Below are 17,334 nucleotides of genomic sequence, written 5' to 3'. Positions count from 1 at the left end.
GCGAATCCGGTCTGAACGGTTATGACTCGTATCGTCGCCGACATCTCGATGTCCCTCGACGGCTTCGTCACCGGCCCCGACCCAGGCCCGGACAACGGCCTCGGTACCGGCGGCGAGCCGCTACACACCTGGGCGTTCTCCGACGACCCCGAGGACCGCCGCATGCTCAGCGAGGGGACGGCCCGCTCCGGGGCCGTCGTCCTCGGCCGCAACCTGTTCGACGTGGTGGACGCGCCCGGCGGCTGGAACGACGAGGTCGGCTACGGCGCGGCCGAGGTCGGCACGCCCGCGTTCGTGGTCGTGACCAGCGCACCGCCGACCTCGGTGCGGCTGGCGCACCTCGACTGGACCTTCGTCACCACCGGCCTGTCCGACGCGGTCGCCGCCGCGCGCGCCCGCGCGACGGCGGCCTCGGCCGAACGCGGCGAGGACCTCGACGTCGTGCTCATGGGCGGCGGCACCCTCATCGGGTCCGCGCTCGCCGCGGGTCTGGTGGACGTGCTGTCCCTGCACCTCGCCCCGGTCCTGCTCGGCGCCGGAACCCCGCTGTTCACCGACGGTCCACCCCGCACCCTGCGGCAACGCAGCGTCACCCCGACCTCGACCGCCACCCACCTCCGCTACGACGTCGGCTGAGCGGCCACCGCCTCCAGCTGCCGCCCCCTTTCGAACCGGCGCGCGTGGAAGGATTGCCTGGGGTATGCCGACGGTTGAGAGTGACGACGGCGGGTGGACCGCCGACTGGTCGAGACAAGGAGAACTCGGGTGCGTTTCGGATTGTTCGTCCCGCAGGGATGGCGGCTGGATCTGGTGGGGATCGAGGTCGAACGGCACTGGGACGTGATGCGGGGGCTGGCCCGGCGGGCCGACGAGCACGCGGAGTGGGAGTCGATCTGGGTCTACGATCACTTCCACACCGTGCCGGAGCCGACTCAGGAGGCCACGCACGAGGCGTGGACGCTGATGTCGGCGTTCGCGGCGAGCACCGAGCGGGTGCGGCTGGGACAGATGTGTACCGCGATGAGCTACCGCAACCCCGTCTATCTGGCGAAGGTGGCGGCCACCGTGGACATCGTCTCCGGTGGCCGGGTGGAGATGGGCATCGGCGGCGGCTGGTACGAGCACGAGTGGCGGGCCTACGGCTACGGCTTCCCGTCCGCGGGTGAGCGGCTGGCCCGGCTCGACGAGGGCGTGCAGATCTTCCGGCAGGCGTGGACCACCGGCGAGGTGCACCTGTCGGGCAAGCACTATCAGGTCGACGGCGCGATCGTGCGACCGCTCCCGCTGCAGGACGGCGGCATCCCGGTGTGGATCGCCGGCGGCGGCGAACAGAAGACGCTGCGGATCGCCGCGAAGTACGCGAACTACACCAACTTCGCCGGTGAGCCCGACGAATTCGCCCGCAAATCGGAGATCCTGCGCGGGCATTGCGCCGAGGTCGGCACCGATTTCGACGCCATCGTGCGCTCGGCCAACTACAACGCGATCATCGGCGCCGACCGGGCCGAGGTGGCGGACCGCCTCGCCGCCCTGCGCGCCCGCCTCACCGGAGCGGTCACCGCCGAGGTCGCCGACGGATGGGTCGATCGCCTCTTCGGCACCAGCCTCGCCGTCGGCACCCCCGAGCAGGTCGCCGAGAACATGAGCAAGGTCGGCCTGGGCTACGCCATCCTCAACTTCCCCGAATCCGCCTACGACACCTCGGGCATCGAACTCTTCGAACGCGAGGTGATCCCCGCCCTGCGCTGAAACGGCCACGGGCCCGGGAGCTTCCGCGACGGAAGCTCCCGGGCCCGTTCGGCGCGAACCGCGGATCAGAGCATGCAGCTCACGCAACCCTCGACTTCGGTGCCCTCCAGCGCCATCTGCCGCAGGCGGATGTAGTACAGGGTCTTGATGCCCTTGCGCCAGGCGTAGATCTGGGCCTTGTTCAGGTCGCGGGTGGTGGCGGTGTCCTTGAAGAACAGCGTCAGCGACAGGCCCTGGTCCACGTGCTGGGTGGCCGCGGCGTAGGTGTCGATGATCTTCTCGTAGCCGATCTCGTAGGCGTCCTGGTAGTACTCCAGGTTGTCGTTGGTCATGTAGGGCGCCGGGTAGTAGACGCGCCCGATCTTGCCTTCCTTGCGGATCTCGATCTTCGACGCCACCGGGTGGATCGAACTGGTGGAGTGGTTGATGTAGGAGATCGAGCCGGTCGGCGGCACGGCCTGCAGGTTCTGGTTGTAGATGCCGTGCTCCATCACCGAGGCCTTCAGCTCACGCCAGTCGTCCTGGGTGGGGATGCGCACACCCGCGTCGGCGAACAGCTGCCGCACCCGCTCGGTCTTGGGCTCCCACACCTGCTCGGTGTACTTGTCGAAGTACTCGCCGCTGGCGTACTTGGACTCGGGGAATCCGCCGAAGTAGGTGCCGCGCTCGATCGCGAGCCGGTTCGACGCCCGCAGCGCGTGATACACCACGGTGTAGAAGTACATGTTGGTGAAGTCGATGCCCTCGTCCGAGCCGTAGTGGATGCGCTCGCGGGCCAGGTAGCCGTGCAGGTTCATCTGGCCGAGGCCGATGGCGTGCGACTGCTGGTTGCCCTGCTCGATGGAGGGCACCGAGGTGATGTGGGTCTGGTCCGACACCGCGGTCAGCGCCCGGATCGCGACCTCGATGGTCTGCGCGAAATCCGGCGAGTCCATCGCCTTGGCGATGTTGAGCGAGCCCAGATTGCAGGAGATGTCCTTGCCGACCTTGGCGTAGGACAGATCGTCGTTGAACTCCGAGGGCGTGGAGACCTGCAGGATCTCCGAGCACAGGTTGGAGTGGGTGATCTTGCCCGCGATCGGGTTGGCCCGGTTCACCGTGTCCTCGAACATGATGTACGGGTAGCCCGACTCGAACTGCAGCTCGGCGATGGTCTGGAAGAACTCGCGCGCCTTGATCTTCGACTTGCGGATGCGCTTGTCGTCGACCATCTCGTAGTACTTCTCGGTGACGTCGATGTCGGCGAACGGCTTGCCGTAGATCCGCTCCACGTCGTACGGCGAGAACAGGTACATGTCCTCGTTCTTCTTCGCCAGTTCGAACGTGATGTCGGGGATCACCACGCCCAGCGAGAGGGTCTTGATGCGGATCTTCTCGTCGGCGTTCTCCCGCTTGGTGTCCAGGAAGCGGTAGATGTCGGGGTGGTGCGCGTGCAGGTACACCGCGCCCGCGCCCTGCCGCGCGCCGAGCTGGTTGGCGTAGGAGAAGGAGTCCTCGAGCAGCTTCATGATGGGGATGACGCCGGAGGACTGGTTCTCGATCTTCTTGATCGGCGCGCCGTGCTCGCGGATGTTGCTCAGCAGCAGTGCCACACCGCCGCCGCGCTTGGACAGCTGCAGGGCGGAGTTGATGGAGCGCCCGATGGACTCCATGTTGTCCTCGATGCGCAGCAGGAAGCACGACACCGGCTCGCCGCGCTGCTTCTTGCCCGAGTTGAGGAAGGTGGGCGTGGCAGGCTGGAAGCGACCGTCGATGATCTCGTCGACGAGCTTGCGGGCCAGCTCCTCGTCACCGGCGGCCAGCGTCAGCGCCACCATGCACACGCGGTCCTCGAAGCGCTCCAGGTAGCGCTTGCCGTCGAAGGTCTTGAGCGTGTACGAGGTGTAGTACTTGAACGCGCCGAGGAAGGTGGGGAACCGGAACTTCTTGTCGTAGGCCTGCTGGAACAGGCTCTTGACGAACGCGCGGCTGTACCGGTCGAGCACCTCGGGCTCGTAGTAGTTCTCCTCGACCAGGTAGTCCAGCTTCTCGTCGAGATTGTGGAAGAAGACCGTGTTCTGGTTGACGTGCTGCAGGAAGTACTGGCGCGCCGCCTCGCGATCCTTGTCGAACTGGATCTTGCCGTCGGGGCCGTACAGGTTCAGCATCGCGTTGAGAGCGTGGTAGTCGAGTACCTCGCCCGCGGTGTCGGCGGTACGCGCCGCGGGCTGCTCTAGGCGGGCCGACTTTCCGGCCGGCGCTGTCGTTGCTGTTGCCAAAACAATCCCAATCCCTCTCGGACGCGCTCGACGTCCTGCGCGGTTCCCATCAGTTCGAAGCGGTACAGGTACGGCACCCCGCATTTCCGCGAGATGACCTCGCCCGCATAGCAATAGGTGTCGCCGAAGTTCGTGTTGCCCGCCGCGATGACGCCGCGCAGCAGCGACCGGTTGTGCGGATCGTTGAGGAACTTGGCGACCTGGCGCGGCACGAACTCCTTGTCGGACCTGGCCCCACCGAGCACGTGCCGACCGCCCCCGTAGGTGGGGACGATCAGCACGTAGGGTTCGCCGACGCGCAGCGAGTCGGCGGTGTGCAGCGGTATGCGAGTCGCCGGGAGTCCCAGCTTCTCGACGAAGCGGTGCGTGTTCTCCGATGCGCTGGAGAAGTAGACGAGCGCGGTGTCGCCGAACGCCTCGGTGCCGCGCGACGCGACGCCCTCGGGTGACACAGCCATGCCCACCTGCCCTCTCCTCGGATGAACCGGCAGCGCGGCGGCCGGTCAGGCCGCGACGGTCGCCAGTGCCTTGATGCGGTCGGGGCGGAAGCCGGACCAGTGGTCCTCGCCCGCGACGACGACCGGCGCCTGCAGGTAGCCCAGCGCCATGACGTAGTCACGCGCCTCGGGGTTCTCGGTGATGTCGACGACCTCGTAGTCCACCCCGGCCTTGTCGAGCGCCTTGTAGGTGGCATTGCACTGAACGCAAGCGGGCTTGGTGTACACAGTGACGGTCATGACAGTCCCTCTCTCCTATGCCTGATCCACAGCCGGTGATCCATGTGCAGTGCCTTGATCGGCCTTGATCGACGTACGCTGCGCAAACTCCTGGATCCGGTGCAGAAGACCCTGCTCACACCACCTGCGGTGTCGCCGAGCGCCTGGGGCCTCACCCCGTGTTCCAGCAGGGAAGACACTACACCTAGTGGCCGACAGTTCTCTACAACACGACATGTTGCGAACAACAAAGATGAAATTTCGGCGGCGTAAGCCCCAGGACACGCGATTCGCAACCCGACACGGCGGTGGCCGACATCACAATTTCGTCGCGCAGCGCCCTCCCAGCAAACCCTCCCGCCACGCTGGTCACACCAGCCGCATCGACCCCGGCATTCCCTCCGGTAGACCGGCGAAACAGCGGCAGGGGCCGCTCCCGGACGGGAGCGGCCCCTGCGTGTCGCGCGTGGTGGATCCGGCGGGTCGGTTCCGGCGGGTCGGGTCAGGCGGAGACGAGCTTGCGCGCGGCCTCGGCCAGCTCGTGCACGCTGGCGCCGAGTTCGGTGAGCGCCTCGGCGTCCTCGCGCGGATGGGCGGCGCCGAACCGCTCGCCGATGGTGCCGAAGTGGGCGTGCGCGGCCTCGACGACGGTGCCACCGGCGATGCCGACGGCCTTCACCGCGTCGCCGTGGGCCCACCGGGCGGCGTTGGGGCTGATGGAGGCGCTGAGCACCGCGACCGGCTTGCCCTTGAGCGCGCCGGCGCCGTAGGGGCGCGAGATCCAGTCGATGGCGTTCTTCAGCACGGCCGACAGGGTGCCGTTGTACTCGGGAGTGACCAGCAGGACGCCGTCGGCGTCGGCCACCGCGTCGCGCAACCGCTGGGCGGGCGCGGGCACCGCACCCTCGACGTCGATGTCCTCGTTGTAGAAGGGGATCTCACCGAGGCCGTCGTAGACGGTGACCTCGACGCCCTCGGGCGCGGTCTGCGCCGCCGCCTCGGCGAGCTGACGCGTGATGGAGGCGCTGCGCAGGCTGCCGGAGAGGGCGAGGATTCGGGTCTGGCTCATCACAACTCCTGGTGTACTGATGGTGGTGGTTTCCGTTGCGGTCGTCTGACTCAACCGACTCAACCGGACCACGGTCCGATTACATTCCCGGGAGGGGTGCACACAGACGTGGGCTCCATCACACCCGCGCCGAACGGCGCGCACCGTTCGCTGCCGCGCGTCGGCGCTCCACTGCCCGGTACCGGCGAGCCGGGCGAGCGCGCCGACGCCGCGCGCAACCGCCAGCTGCTGCTCGACGCCGCCCAGCAGCTGGTCCGCGAGCACGGCGTCGACAGCCTCACGATGGACGCGCTGGCCCGCCGGGCCGGTGTCGGCAAGGGCACGGTCTTCCGGCGGTTCGGCAACCGCTCGGGCCTGCTGCGCGCGCTGCTCGACCACTCGGAACGAAAGTTCCAGCACGGCTTCATGTTCGGCCCGCCCCCGCTCGGCCCCGGCGCGCCGCCGCTCGACCGGCTCGTCGCGCTCGGCCGCGCCCGGCTGCTCGACATCGAGGTGGAGGGCGAGCTGTATCGCGCCGCCGAGGTGGGCGAGGCGGGCGAACGGTACGTGGGCGCGCCGTACAGCCTGCTCAAGGCCCATGTCCGGATGTTGCTGCGGGAGGCGCGCACCGCGGGCGAGCCCGATCTGCTCGCCGACGGCCTGCTCGCGTTGCTCAGCGCGCCGCTGGTGATGCACCAGCTCGACGTGCTCGGTTACAGCCGCACGCAGATCGGCGACAACTGGGAAGCTTTCGTTCGACGGGTGGCCGGGGTCGTCGCGCCAGTAGAGTGAGGCCATGGCGAGCCTGCGCGAACAGATCATCACCGAATTGGGCGTCCAGCCGGTCATCGAACCGAAGACCGAGGTGCGCCGCCGGGTCGACTTCCTCAAGGACTACCTGCGGTCCACGCCCGCACAGGGTTTCGTGCTCGGCATCAGCGGCGGGCAGGACAGCACGCTGACCGGCAGGCTGTGCCAGCTGGCCGCCGAGGAGGTCAGGGCCGAGGGCGGCGAGGCGACCTTCGTCGCGGTCCGGCTGCCCTACGGGGTGCAGGCCGACGAGCACGACGCGGCGGTGGCGATGGAGTTCATCCGCCCCGATCGGGCGGTGACGGTGAACGTCAAGCCCGGGGTCGACGCGACGGCCGGGGCGGTCGCCGAGGGCCTCGGCCTCGACGCGCTGCGCGATTTCGTGCGCGGCAACATCAAGGCCAGGGAACGGATGATCATCCAGTACGCGATCGCCGGGCAGGAGAACCTGCTGGTGGTCGGCACCGATCACGCGGCCGAGGCGGTGACCGGGTTCTTCACCAAGTACGGCGACGGCGGTGTCGACCTGACGCCGCTGACCGGACTGACCAAGCGGCAGGGCGCCGCGCTGCTGCAGGAACTCGGCGCACCGCCGAGCACCTGGTCCAAGGTGCCCACCGCCGACCTCGAGGACGACCGGCCCGCGCTGCCCGACGAGGAGGCGCTGGGACTGCGCTACAGCGAGATCGACGACTACCTCGAGGGCAAGGAGGTCACCGAGGCGGTGGCCGCACGGGTCGAGCAGCTCTACACCGCCACTCGGCACAAGCGCACCGTGCCCGTGTCGCCGCTCGATTCCTGGTGGCGCTGAACCACAGCGGCGTCACCCGCCGCTGAGCGCGGTCTGCACCTCCCGTAGCCGGCGGGCCAGGAACGCGCGGGTCTCGTCGTTGCCCGCGCGGTCGAGCGCGATCCGGTACTGCTCGGCGGCCTCCCGTGGCCGTCCGGCCCGGCGCAGCAGGTCGGCGCGGCTCGCGGCGACCATGTGCGTGGCCGCGAGCCGGGGATGCCCGGCGATCTCGTCGATCGCGGCCAGCCCGGCGTCGAACCCGGCCAGGAAACCGAGGGCGACCGCGCGGTTGAGCCGCACCACCGGGGACGCGGAGTACCGCAGCAGTTCGTCGTAGCCCGCCACCACCCGCGCCCAGTCGGTTGTGGACCAGTCCGGGGCGCTCGCGTGCGCGGCGGCGATGCGCGCCTGCGCGAGATAGGGCCCGCGCGCGTCGGCGAGGTCGGCCAGCAGCGCCCGGCCCTCGGCGATGGCCGCGCGGTTCCAGCCCCCGCGGTCCTGTTCCTCCAGCGGCACGGCCGCGCCGTCCGGGCCGCGGCGCTGCCCGCGCCTGCTGTCGTGCAGCAGCATGAGCGCGAGCAGGGCGTGGGCTTCCGGCTCGGCGGGCAGCAGGGCGCACAACAGCCTGCCCAGCCGGATCGCCTCGTCGCAGAGCTCCGCCCGCACCGCCGCCGGGCCGCCGGTGGCCGAGTAGCCCTCGGTGAAGACCAGGTAGACGCAGGCCAGCACGCCGGGCAGCCGCTCGGGCAGCAGGTGTGGCGGCGGCACGCGCAACGGGATGGCGGCCCGGCGGATCTTCGCCTTGGCCCGGGAGAGCCGTTGGGCCACGGTGTGTTCCGGTTGCAGGAAGGCGCGCGCGATCTCGCTCGTGCGCAGCCCGCAGACCAGGCGCAGGGTGAGGGCCACCTGGGATTCGCTCGACAGCGCCGGGTGGCAGCAGGTGAAGATCATCCGCAACTGGTCGTCGGGCACCGGGGTCACCTCCTGCGGTTCGTCCGGCGGACGCACCCGCGCCGCTTCGACCTCCCGGTCGGCGCGGGTGGCCTCGCGCCGCAACCGGTCCAGCGCCCGGTTGCGGGCGACGGTCGTGATCCAGGCGCCCGGGTTGGCGGGTGTGCCGCGGGCGGGCCAGGTGCGCAACGCCTCGGCGAAGGCCTCCTGTACGGCGTCCTCGGCGGCGGCGATATCGCCCACCAGCCGGGCGACGGTGGCCAGGGCCCGCCCGAACTCGGCGCGGTAGACCGCGTCGACGGCCGGGCCCGCCACCTCACTGCCCCAGGTGGACGATCGGGCGCACCTCGGTGTGTCCGCGCTCGCCGAGCGGGATCTGCGCGGCGATCTCGGCGGCGGTGGCCCGGTCCGGGGCGGTGAACAGGTAGAGGCCGTCGACGACCTCCGCGGATTCGACGAACGGGCCGTCGGTGAGCAGCACCCGGCCGTCGCGCTTGCGCAGGGTGGTCGCGGTCGCGGGCGGATGCAGCGCCCCGCCGCCGCGGATCGCCTCGGCGTATTTCTCGCCGAACCGGCGATGCTCCTCGACCGCGGCGTCCCACGCCGGGGTGCCGGGCGCGAGCACGGCGTCGGGAGCCTCCCAGAGCAGCGCGAGCCACCAGTCCGGTCCCGGCTCCTCGTGCGGGTTCCACATGACCATCGGCCGCACCTCGAAGCAGCCGGTCTCCGACATCGGCAACTGTTCGGCGAGTTCGATGGCCGCGTCCAGGTCGGGTGCGTCGAAGACGTAGAAGCCTCCCACCACCTCGGCCTGCTCGGCGAACGGGCCGTCGGTCACCAGTGTGCGCCCCTCACCGCGGCGGATCGTCAGCGCCGTCTCGGACGGGTGCAGCGCGGCACCGCCGGCGATCGCGTGCCCCGAGCGCCGCTCGAACTCGGCGAACTGCGCCACCTCGGCCTCGAACTCGGGCGTGCCCGGCTGGTAGACCGGCCCGTCCTCGGGTCCGGCGAGTGTCACCAGGTAGTGCATGGCGTCATCCTTTCTCGATTCGGCGGGAGCGGTTACCCCCGGCTATGAGGACGACGATCGGGATCGGGCTTCTTCTACATCCGCGCGAGAAGTTCTTGCGGCGGTGTCAGCCGCCTGCGAAGGGGGGCAGCACGTCGACCTGGCGGCCGAGCGCGGCGGCCGGGTCGCGGGTGAGCTCGTCGCCGATCAGGTAGGCGCACACGCCCAGCATCTTGTCCAGGTCGGGACCGTAGGCGTCGGCGAGGGTGGTGCGCAGGTCGGCGACGGTGGCGCCGGGTGGCAGGTCGAGCTGTTCGGTCTCCTTGCCGACCGCGTCGGCGATGGCGGCGAAATAGCGGATCTCAACCACCGATGGCTCCCATCGTGCGTTCGGGCGGGACGAAGTTCTCCGATTCGATGCCGTGCCCGGCCCACTTCTGCCACATGGCGCCGCGCCAGATGGCCGCGATCTCGGCGTCGTCGGCGCCCGCCCGCATGGCCTGGCGCACGTCGAACTCCTGATCGCTGAACAGGCAGGAGCGCAGCATGCCGTCGGCGGTGAGCCGGGTGCGGTCGCAGGTGTCGCAGAACTTGCGGGTGACCGTCGCGATGATGCCCACGGTCGCCGGGCCGCCGTCGACGAGCCACTTCTCCGCGGGCGCGGACGGGTCGGCGCGACCGGCCTCGGTGAGCGCGAAGCGGGTGCCGAGCACGTCGAGCAGTTCGGCGGCGGTGACCATGTTGGCGCGCGCCCACTCGTGGTCGGCGTCCAGCGGCATCTCCTCGATGAACCGCAACTCGCACTCCTCGTCCAGACACCATCGCAGCAGATCCGGTGCGTCGGCGAGGGTTTGGCGCATCAGCACGGCGTTCACCTTGACCGGGGCCAGGCCTGCCGCCCGCGCGGCGCGGATGCCGGCGAGCACCGAGTCGAGGCGGTCGCGGCGGGTGAGGCGGGCGAAGCCGAGCCGGTCGACGGTGTCGAGCGAGACGTTCACCCGGTGCAACCCGGCGGCGGCCAGCCCCCGCGCCCGGTGCGCGAGGCCGACACCGTTGGTGGTCATGGCCAGCGGCGTCTGCGGCACCCGCGCATGGCAGCCCGCGATGATCCGCTCCAGGTCACGCCGCAGCAGCGGCTCACCGCCGGTGAACCGGACCTCCCGCACCCCCAGTTCCTCCACCGCCAGGGCGACCAGGCGGACGATCTCGTCCACGGTCAGCAGTTCCTCGGCCGGGATGGGCGGCAGGCCCTCCTCGGGCATGCAGTAGGTACAGCGCAGCGAGCACTTCTCGGTGATGGACACGCGCAGGTCGCGGGCGACCCGGCCGAAGCGGTCGATGAGCACGGGCGTATCGGGCCGTCCGTCGAGCGAGGGCCGCCCGGATCGCACGGCGGGGATGCCCATATCGACCAACGTCACCGCTCCATTATGACCGCTGCCCCCGACACGGGCAGGCCCGACGGGAGAACCCGTTCGACCTGGGGCTCTCACAAATCACCACGTCAGGCCGTGAGATCGGGGTGTCGCGATAGGCTGACCGCCATGAACGCACGGGCCGCGGACGGTGCCGCCAGAACCGTCGACGAGTACCGCGACACCATCGAGCAGGTCCTGCGGCCACTGGCGGCGCGCCGGCTGGAGACGGTGCCGGTGCCCGCGGCGCTGGGCCGCCTGCTCGCCGAGGACGTGCACTCGCCGGTCGACCTGCCGGTGTTCCGCAACTCGTCCATGGACGGCTACGCCGTGCGCGCGGCCTCGGTGGCGGACGCGCCGGTGACGCTCCGGCTGGCCGGGGTCGTCGCCGCGGGCGAGGCGGGCGACACGCCGTTGCCCGAGGGCGGCGCGTGGAAGGTGATGACCGGCGCCCCGGTGCCGCCGGGCGCGGACTGTGTGGTGCCGGTCGAGGACGCGCGCGCCGAGGGAGATCGGGTCGTCGTCGAACGTGGCCGTGCGGCAGGCGATTTCATCCGCGAGCCGGGTACCGATGTGCGCGCGGGCGCGTTGCTCGTCGCGGCGGGCACCGGGCTCACTCCGCGCCACATCGCCGCGTTGGCCGCGGTCGGGGTGGCGCGGGTGCGGGTGTTCGAGCCGGTGCGCGCCGCGGTGATCACCACCGGCGACGAACTCGTGCCCGCGGGCAGCACCCTGCGGCCCGGACAGATCTACAACTCCAACGGCATCGCACTCGCCGCCGCGCTCACCGCCGACCGGGTGCGGGTGGTCTCGGTCGAGCACAGCACCGACGATCCCGCGGCCTTCCGCCGGTTGCTCACCGCCGCAACCGAATCCGCCGACGTGGTGTTCACCTCCGGCGGGGTGTCCCAGGGCGATTTCGAGGTGGTCAAGGAGGTGCTCGGGCCGCGCGGGGCGTTCGGTGCGGTGGCCATGCAACCGGGTGGGCCGCAGGGGCTGAGCGTAGTCGACGGCACGCCGGTGCTGAGTTTCCCCGGCAATCCGGTGAGCACGCTGGTCTCGTTCGAGGTGCTGGCCCGGCCGGTGCTGCGCAGGCTGTCCGGCCTGCCGCCTCTGCGCGGCTTCGAGACGACGTTGCGCGAGGCGGTGCGCTCCCCCGCGGGCAAGCGCCAGTTCCTGCGCGGGCGGCTCACCGACGACGGTGTCGAGACCGTGTCCGGGCCGGGGTCGCACCTGATCGCGGGCATGGCGCGGGCCGATGTGCTCATCGACGTGCCCGCCGAGGCCACCGAACTGGCCGCGGGCGCCCCGGTGTGGGTGCGGGAACTGTGAGATCCGGCGCGGCGACCGCGGCGGCGACTGTGCCAGGCTGGAGTTCATGAGCGAGCTGTCCCATGTCGACGCCGAGGGCCGTGCCCGGATGGTGGACGTGAGCGCCAAGGCCGACACCGCGCGCGTCGCGGTCGCCGCGGGCGAGTTGCGCACCACGCCCGAAGTGGTGGCCCTGGTGCGCGCCGACGATCTGCCCAAGGCCGATGTGCTGTCCACCGCGCGATTGGCCGGTATCGGCGGCGCCAAGAAGACCTCCGAACTGATCCCGCTGTGCCATCAGCTCGCGCTGTCCTCGGTGACGGTCGAATTCGGCTTCACCGACAGCGCCGTCACCATCGAGGCCACCGCGAAGACCAAGGGCCCCACCGGCGTCGAGATGGAGGCGCTCACCGCGGTGGCGGTGGCGGGGCTGACGCTGCACGACATGGTCAAGGCCGTCGATCCGGCCGCCAGCCTGCACAACGTCCGGCTGCTCACCAAAGACGGTGGGAAACACGGGCATTGGGAGCGGCCCGGCGAACCCGCCCGAGCGGAGGATCACCGGCACGGCACCGCCGCGCAGGACCGCGCGGCCGGTGCGGTCACCGAAGGCACGGCAGCCGGTAGCGCCGCCGGGCCGGTGCGCTCCGCGGTGGTCCTGGTCGCCTCCACCGGTGCGGCGGTGGGCACCCGCGAGGACACCACCGGCCCGGCGCTGGCGGCCTGGTTGGCCGGGCTCGGTTTCGAGGTGCGCGGCCCGCTGGTCTGTGCCGACGCCGAGATCGCCGTCGGGCTCGCCGACGCGCTGTGCTCGGGCCCCGACCTGGTGATCACCACCGGCGGCACGGGCGCGGCACCCTCCGACGCGACACCGGAGGCGACGCTGGCCGTGCTGGACCGCGAACTGCCCGGGGTCGCCGAGGCCATCCGGGCCAAGGGCGCGGCGAAGTTCCCGCTGGCCGCGCTGAGCCGCGGGGTCGCCGGGCTGGCCGGCCGGTCCGTGATCGTGAACCTGCCGGGTTCCCCGGGCGGGGTGAAGGACGGTATGTCGGTGCTCGAGCCGCTGCTCGACCATCTGCTCGCGCAAGTAGCCGGAGGCGGTGCCCATGACCAGTGAGACGACGACCGGGGTGCGGCTGGCCCGCATCAGCGACCAGCCGCTCGACCCAACGAGGGCCGAAGCAGCCGTCACCGGCCCCGAACACGGGGCGGTGGTGGTGTTCACCGGCAAGGTCCGCAACCACGACGGCGGGCAGGCGGTGGCGGCGCTGGAGTACTCCGCCCACCCGCGGGCCGAGCGCTTCCTGCGCGAATGTTGCGCGGCGATCGCGACGAGCAGCGGCCTGCCGGTCGCGGCCGAGCACCGCGTCGGGGCGCTCGGGATCGGCGATCCGGCCATCGTGGTGGCGGTGGCCGCACCGCACCGGGCCGAGGCCTTCACCGCCTGCGCCGAACTGGTCGACCGGATCAAGCACGAGGTGCCGATCTGGAAGCGTCAACTCTTCGCCGACGGCCTCTCCGAATGGGTGAACGCCTGCACCTGAGCGGTCAGTGCGGCACGTACCGCCACACGCCGAGCATGGCCTGTTCGTCCGGCGGCTCGGGCTCGGCGTGCACGGTGTCGCGCAACCGGGCCAGCGCCGTGTCCGCGGGCAGGCCCGCGCCGATGAGCACGAGGGAGCTCGCGCGTGCCTCGTCGCGCCGCCAGGACTGCGGTTCGAGGCGGATGTGCCTGCCCACCACGTGCAGGGTGAACTTGCGGTGGTCACCGGCGAACGCGAGCACGCCCTTGGCGCGGAACAGCCCGGGCGGCGGATCCTCCAGGACGCCGATCAGCCTGCGCGGGTGCAGATCTCGGTCGCTGGTGAACGACACGCTCGTGTAGTCGTCGTGCAGATGCCGGTGCCCGGGGTCGCCGTGGTCGTGCTCGCGCCACAACTCGTCGAAGCTGAGCTGCTCGGCCACCGGTGTTCGCTCGCGCGCGGGCGGGTCGAACAGCAGGGCCGGATCGATGCGGCCGTGCGCGGTCGCGTACACCGGGACACCGCGGGCGTGCTCGGCGATCTCGGCTCGCAGCCGGTCGAGCACGCCGGGCTCGACCCGATCGGCCTTGTTGAGCACCACCAGATCGGCCATGCGCAGGTGACCGGCCAGCTCGGGGTGGCGGGCCCGGCTGTCCGGGAACTGCTCGGCGTCGACCACCTCGATCAGCCCGCCGTAGCGGATGCGCGGGTTCTCGCTGCCCAGCACCATCCGGATCAGATTGCCCGGCTCGGCCAGGCCGCTGGCTTCCACCACGATGACGTCGATGAGGGCCTGCGGCTGGGTCAGCCGCTCGAACATCTCGTCCAGTTCGCTCACGTCGATCGCGCAGCACACACAGCCGTTGCCGAGCGAGACCATCGCGTCGACCTGCCCGGCGACCAGCATCGCGTCGATGTTGACGGCGCCGAAGTCGTTGACCACCACACCGATCCGCGTGCCGCTGTCGTCACGCAGCAGGTGGTTGAGCATGGTGGTCTTCCCGGCGCCGAGAAAGCCGGCCACGATCAGCACAGGAATCCGCTCGCTCACCCCGACCACCCTAGGCGCCGCCACCGGGCCGCCCGCCGCAGGTGTGAGCGAGCGGTCGCGGGCGCTGCCCGCGCCGCACCGGCCGAGGCGAGCGACCAGGAGGCCGCCGTCCGACACCCTCGCCGCCGAGAACCCCAGGATTCGGGTCCGTGGAACCCGTTGCTCGCCGGTCCGGATCACCGCGGCGGGATCCGGACCGGAGGTGGAGACGGTCGGCGTTCACCTCGCTCGGGCCGGCCGAGCGTGCGTGCCTGAGCGGAGCCCGGTGGTCGGGCAGGTTTCCTACCTGGTGGGCGGGAACAGGGTGGCGGCCAGGGTGTAGGCGAGGTTGATCAGTTCGGCGGTGACGGCCTCCTGGTCCATGCCCAGCGCGCGGGCCAGGGGCATGAGCAGCTCCAGTGCCTTGCCCGCCGGGCCGGTGACCGCGGGGGCGGCCGATGAGGTCGGGGTGGCGGGTGTGCCGGTACCGGCCGGTGCGGGCGTCGTGCGCGCGCCCGGCGCGGGTGTGGCGGTGGTGCCCGGCGTGGGGGCGGCGCCGGGCGCGGGTGTCGGTGCGGCACCGGGGGCAGGTGACGGCGCGACGCCCGGAGCAGTCGCGCCACCCGGAGTGGTCGCCGTGCCGGGAGCGGGTGCGGTCGCGCCGGGCGCGGGTGCCGGTGCCCCACCCGGTGCGGGTGCGGTGGCGGTCGGTGCGGTGAAGCCTGGCGTCGTGGGCGACGGCGAGGTGGGCGCGTTCTCCGGGGCGGCGTTCTCCGGGGCGGCGGGCAGCGGGTCGCTCGGCTCGGTGCGGGCGGGGGCCGCGCCCGCGGGCAGGTCGGCCGAGCCGGAGCCCGGGTCGACGGGGGCGTTGAGCAGGTAGCTCACCACGCCGGTGGTGATGGCGATGGCGTGTTTCAGTTGTCCGTCGCCGGATTCGAGTACGGCGGCGTCCTCGGGGTTGGCGCCGTTGCCCATCTCCACGAAGACGTTCGGCACCGCGGTCAGCGCGGGCCCGGCGACATCGGCGCGCGACTGCAGGCCCTCCCGGACGCCGGCGTAGGTGGCGGCCGGGAAACCGGCCTGCACGTAGGCGTCCCGCACGGCCTTCGACACCGCCAGTCCGGGTCCGGACTGCACCCGATCGACCTCGGGATCGGGGACCGGCAACTGCGGGACGATCAGGTGGAAGCCACGCTCGCTCGCGGGTGCGCTGTCGGCGTGGATGCTGACCGCGACGGCGGCGCCGGACTCGTTGGCGGCGCGGGCGCGTTCGTCCACGCAGCCGCCCCAGCCGCTGTCGTCCTGCCGGCTCAGCACGACCCGCGCGCCGAGGCTCTCCAACGACGCCTTCACCAGCTGGGCGACGTTCCAGTTGATGGTGTGTTCGGCGACCCCGTTGACGGTGGTCATGCCGGTGGTCTGGCAGTCCTTGGTACCGCCGCGGCCGTTGTCGACTTGGCGGGACAGGTCTTCGGAGTGGTTCGGTCCCTGGTGCCCGGGGTCCAGGAAGACGGTGCGGCCGGCCAGCTTGGTGGCCATCTCCGGGGACACCGGTTCGGCGACCGCGGGCCCGGTTCCCACGACGGCCAGTGCGAGGGCGCAGGCGGCGGTGATGACGGTCGGCTTCATGTTTCGGTCGGTGCCCCGGAACGGAGCACCCCTCCCTTCCCATTGGCAACACCAAACCCAACGCTTCACTCTGGCAACGCCAGCATCACCCAGACAACCCCCAGTTGCCGAACTGTTACCGCCGCCACACCCCGACCGCAATTCATGCGCGAACGCGAGCGTTGTGACGTGTATCTCTTTGTCGAGTTTCCCGGCCGCCGATTCCGCGGGGGTGAGCGGTTCCGCGGGCAGTGACCCGGCCCCGGTCCGCGGCTAGGGTCGGCCCATGACGAGGACCAGGATCTTGATCACCGGCGCGAGCTCCGGGCTCGGCGCGGGCATGGCACGCGAGTTCGCGCGCAAGGGGCGCGATCTGGCGCTGTGCGCGCGGCGGCTGGAGCTGCTCGAGGAGTTGCGGAGCGAACTCACCACCGCCCACCCGGACATCACCGTCGCCGTGCGGGCGCTCGATGTGGACGACCACGCCGCCGTCCCGCGCGTCTTCGCCGAGCTGCGTGCCGAACTCGGCGGCCTGGACCGGGTGATCGTCAACGCCGGTATCGGCAAGGGCGCCCGGCTGGGCACCGGCCGCGCCGACGCCAATCTCGCCACCGCCACCACGAATTTCGTCAGCGCGCTGGCCCAGGCCGAGGCCGCGCTCGAGATCTTCCGCGGCCAGGACGGCGGACACCTGGTGCTGGTCTCCTCGATGAGCGCCGTGCGCGGGCTGCCCGGAAAGAAGGCCGCCTATTCGGCGAGCAAGGCCGGGCTCGCCGCGCTGGGCGAGGCGCTGGCCACCGAGTTCGCGGATTCGCCCATCGCGGTGACGACGCTGCTGCCCGGTTTCATCGCCACCGACATGGCGGCCAAGGCGGGGGACGCGCAGCTGGTCGCACCCCTGGACAAGGGCGTGGCGGCGATGGTGGACGCCATCGAGCGGGAACGCCGCCGCGCGTGCGTGCCCGGCTGGCCGTGGCGGTTGCTCGACCCGGTGCTGCCGCGCCTGCCCGACGCGGTGGTGCGGCGCCTCGGCTGAGCGCCACGACCGGGCCATTAAGGGCTCTGTAAGCCCCTGTCAAGACCCCCGAGGGATGGTTTGTTCCAGCCCGGCCGGTC

18 protein-coding genes are annotated in these 17,334 nt (G+C 71.2%); 8 read left to right on the top strand and 10 right to left on the bottom strand.

What is annotated here, in order from left to right:
• The first annotated feature begins 21 nt into the window (after positions 1–21).
• Positions 22–636 carry a dihydrofolate reductase family protein gene (locus tag AMO33_RS27245; RefSeq protein ID WP_060594773.1) on the top strand — a complete coding sequence of 205 codons (615 nt, stop codon included), beginning with the start codon at positions 22–24 and terminating at the stop codon, positions 634–636.
• Between the two features lie 129 nt (positions 637–765).
• Positions 766–1,749, top strand: coding sequence for an LLM class F420-dependent oxidoreductase (locus AMO33_RS27240; protein ID WP_060594772.1), 984 nt, complete (start codon positions 766–768; stop codon positions 1,747–1,749).
• A gap of 65 nt (positions 1,750–1,814) precedes the next feature.
• Here the strand turns inward: AMO33_RS27240 and nrdE are convergent, their stop codons facing one another.
• The 4 genes from nrdE to AMO33_RS27220 all read right to left on the bottom strand — a co-directional run bounded on the left by nrdE (position 1,815) and on the right by AMO33_RS27220 (position 5,792).
• Complete coding sequence (gene nrdE / locus AMO33_RS27235) at positions 1,815–3,896, bottom strand: class 1b ribonucleoside-diphosphate reductase subunit alpha (RefSeq protein ID WP_060594771.1); 2,082 nt, start codon at positions 3,894–3,896, stop codon at positions 1,815–1,817.
• Positions 3,897–3,961: 65 nt separating this feature from the next.
• Complete coding sequence (gene nrdI, locus AMO33_RS27230) at positions 3,962–4,465, bottom strand: class Ib ribonucleoside-diphosphate reductase assembly flavoprotein NrdI (RefSeq protein WP_041560332.1); 504 nt, start codon at positions 4,463–4,465, stop codon at positions 3,962–3,964.
• A 45-nt stretch (positions 4,466–4,510) separates the two neighbouring features.
• Positions 4,511–4,744 (bottom strand): redoxin NrdH, encoded by a 234-nt coding sequence (locus AMO33_RS27225; RefSeq protein WP_011210843.1) that lies wholly within the window; start codon positions 4,742–4,744, stop codon positions 4,511–4,513.
• A gap of 481 nt (positions 4,745–5,225) precedes the next feature.
• Positions 5,226–5,792 carry an NAD(P)H-dependent oxidoreductase gene (locus AMO33_RS27220; protein WP_060594770.1) on the bottom strand — a complete coding sequence of 189 codons (567 nt, stop codon included), beginning with the start codon at positions 5,790–5,792 and terminating at the stop codon, positions 5,226–5,228.
• 108 nt (positions 5,793–5,900) lie between these two features.
• Here AMO33_RS27220 and AMO33_RS27215 point away from each other — a divergent pair, with 108 nt between their 5' ends.
• Positions 5,901–6,563 (top strand): TetR/AcrR family transcriptional regulator, encoded by a 663-nt coding sequence (locus AMO33_RS27215; protein WP_082668823.1) that lies wholly within the window; start codon positions 5,901–5,903, stop codon positions 6,561–6,563.
• Between the two features lie 4 nt (positions 6,564–6,567).
• A complete protein-coding gene (gene nadE, locus AMO33_RS27210; protein WP_060594769.1) occupies positions 6,568–7,392 on the top strand; it encodes an ammonia-dependent NAD(+) synthetase in 825 nt (274 codons plus the stop codon).
• A gap of 12 nt (positions 7,393–7,404) precedes the next feature.
• Here the strand turns inward: nadE and AMO33_RS27205 are convergent, their stop codons facing one another.
• The 4 genes from AMO33_RS27205 to moaA form a co-directional block, all read right to left on the bottom strand.
• Positions 7,405–8,637, bottom strand: coding sequence for an RNA polymerase sigma factor (locus tag AMO33_RS27205; protein ID WP_060594768.1), 1,233 nt, complete (start codon positions 8,635–8,637; stop codon positions 7,405–7,407).
• 1 nt (position 8,638) lies between these two features.
• The gene (locus AMO33_RS27200; protein WP_060594767.1) at positions 8,639–9,352 is read right to left on the bottom strand and encodes a YciI family protein; all 714 of its coding nucleotides are present in this window, start codon (positions 9,350–9,352) and stop codon (positions 8,639–8,641) included.
• A 106-nt stretch (positions 9,353–9,458) separates the two neighbouring features.
• Complete coding sequence (locus tag AMO33_RS27195; protein ID WP_011210849.1) at positions 9,459–9,701, bottom strand: MoaD/ThiS family protein; 243 nt, start codon at positions 9,699–9,701, stop codon at positions 9,459–9,461.
• On the bottom strand, positions 9,694–10,752 hold the full coding sequence (gene moaA / locus AMO33_RS27190) for a GTP 3',8-cyclase MoaA (protein WP_041560334.1): 1,059 nt from the start codon (positions 10,750–10,752) through the stop codon (positions 9,694–9,696). Before moaA ends, AMO33_RS27195 begins: the two co-directional genes overlap by 8 nt.
• 123 nt (positions 10,753–10,875) lie before the next feature.
• On the opposite strand from moaA, the gene AMO33_RS27185 reads away from it, so the two are divergent.
• The 3 genes from AMO33_RS27185 to AMO33_RS27175 are packed head-to-tail and all read left to right on the top strand — an operon-like array spanning position 10,876 to position 13,601.
• On the top strand, positions 10,876–12,078 hold the full coding sequence (locus AMO33_RS27185) for a molybdopterin molybdotransferase MoeA (RefSeq protein ID WP_060594766.1): 1,203 nt from the start codon (positions 10,876–10,878) through the stop codon (positions 12,076–12,078).
• 46 nt (positions 12,079–12,124) lie between these two features.
• Complete coding sequence (gene moaCB / locus AMO33_RS27180; protein WP_060594765.1) at positions 12,125–13,174, top strand: bifunctional molybdenum cofactor biosynthesis protein MoaC/MoaB; 1,050 nt, start codon at positions 12,125–12,127, stop codon at positions 13,172–13,174.
• Positions 13,164–13,601 carry a molybdenum cofactor biosynthesis protein MoaE gene (locus AMO33_RS27175; protein WP_060594764.1) on the top strand — a complete coding sequence of 146 codons (438 nt, stop codon included), beginning with the start codon at positions 13,164–13,166 and terminating at the stop codon, positions 13,599–13,601. Before moaCB ends, AMO33_RS27175 begins: the two co-directional genes overlap by 11 nt.
• A gap of 4 nt (positions 13,602–13,605) precedes the next feature.
• Here AMO33_RS27175 and AMO33_RS27170 read toward each other — a convergent pair whose 3' ends face one another.
• Positions 13,606–14,571 (bottom strand): CobW family GTP-binding protein, encoded by a 966-nt coding sequence (locus tag AMO33_RS27170; RefSeq protein ID WP_228790519.1) that lies wholly within the window; start codon positions 14,569–14,571, stop codon positions 13,606–13,608.
• A gap of 342 nt (positions 14,572–14,913) precedes the next feature.
• Complete coding sequence (locus tag AMO33_RS27165; protein ID WP_060594763.1) at positions 14,914–16,239, bottom strand: N-acetylmuramoyl-L-alanine amidase; 1,326 nt, start codon at positions 16,237–16,239, stop codon at positions 14,914–14,916.
• Positions 16,240–16,504: 265 nt separating this feature from the next.
• Here AMO33_RS27165 and AMO33_RS27160 point away from each other — a divergent pair, with 265 nt between their 5' ends.
• Positions 16,505–17,254: an SDR family oxidoreductase gene (locus tag AMO33_RS27160; protein ID WP_060594762.1), complete on the top strand. Its 750-nt coding sequence runs from the start codon at positions 16,505–16,507 to the stop codon at positions 17,252–17,254.
• The last annotated feature ends 80 nt before the right edge of the window (positions 17,255–17,334 follow it).

This window comes from Nocardia farcinica (assembly GCF_001182745.1).
Lineage (GTDB): Bacteria > Actinomycetota > Actinomycetes > Mycobacteriales > Mycobacteriaceae > Nocardia > Nocardia farcinica.
Note: the sequence above shows the minus strand (reverse complement) of the source record. Positions and strands in the feature narration are given on the sequence as shown.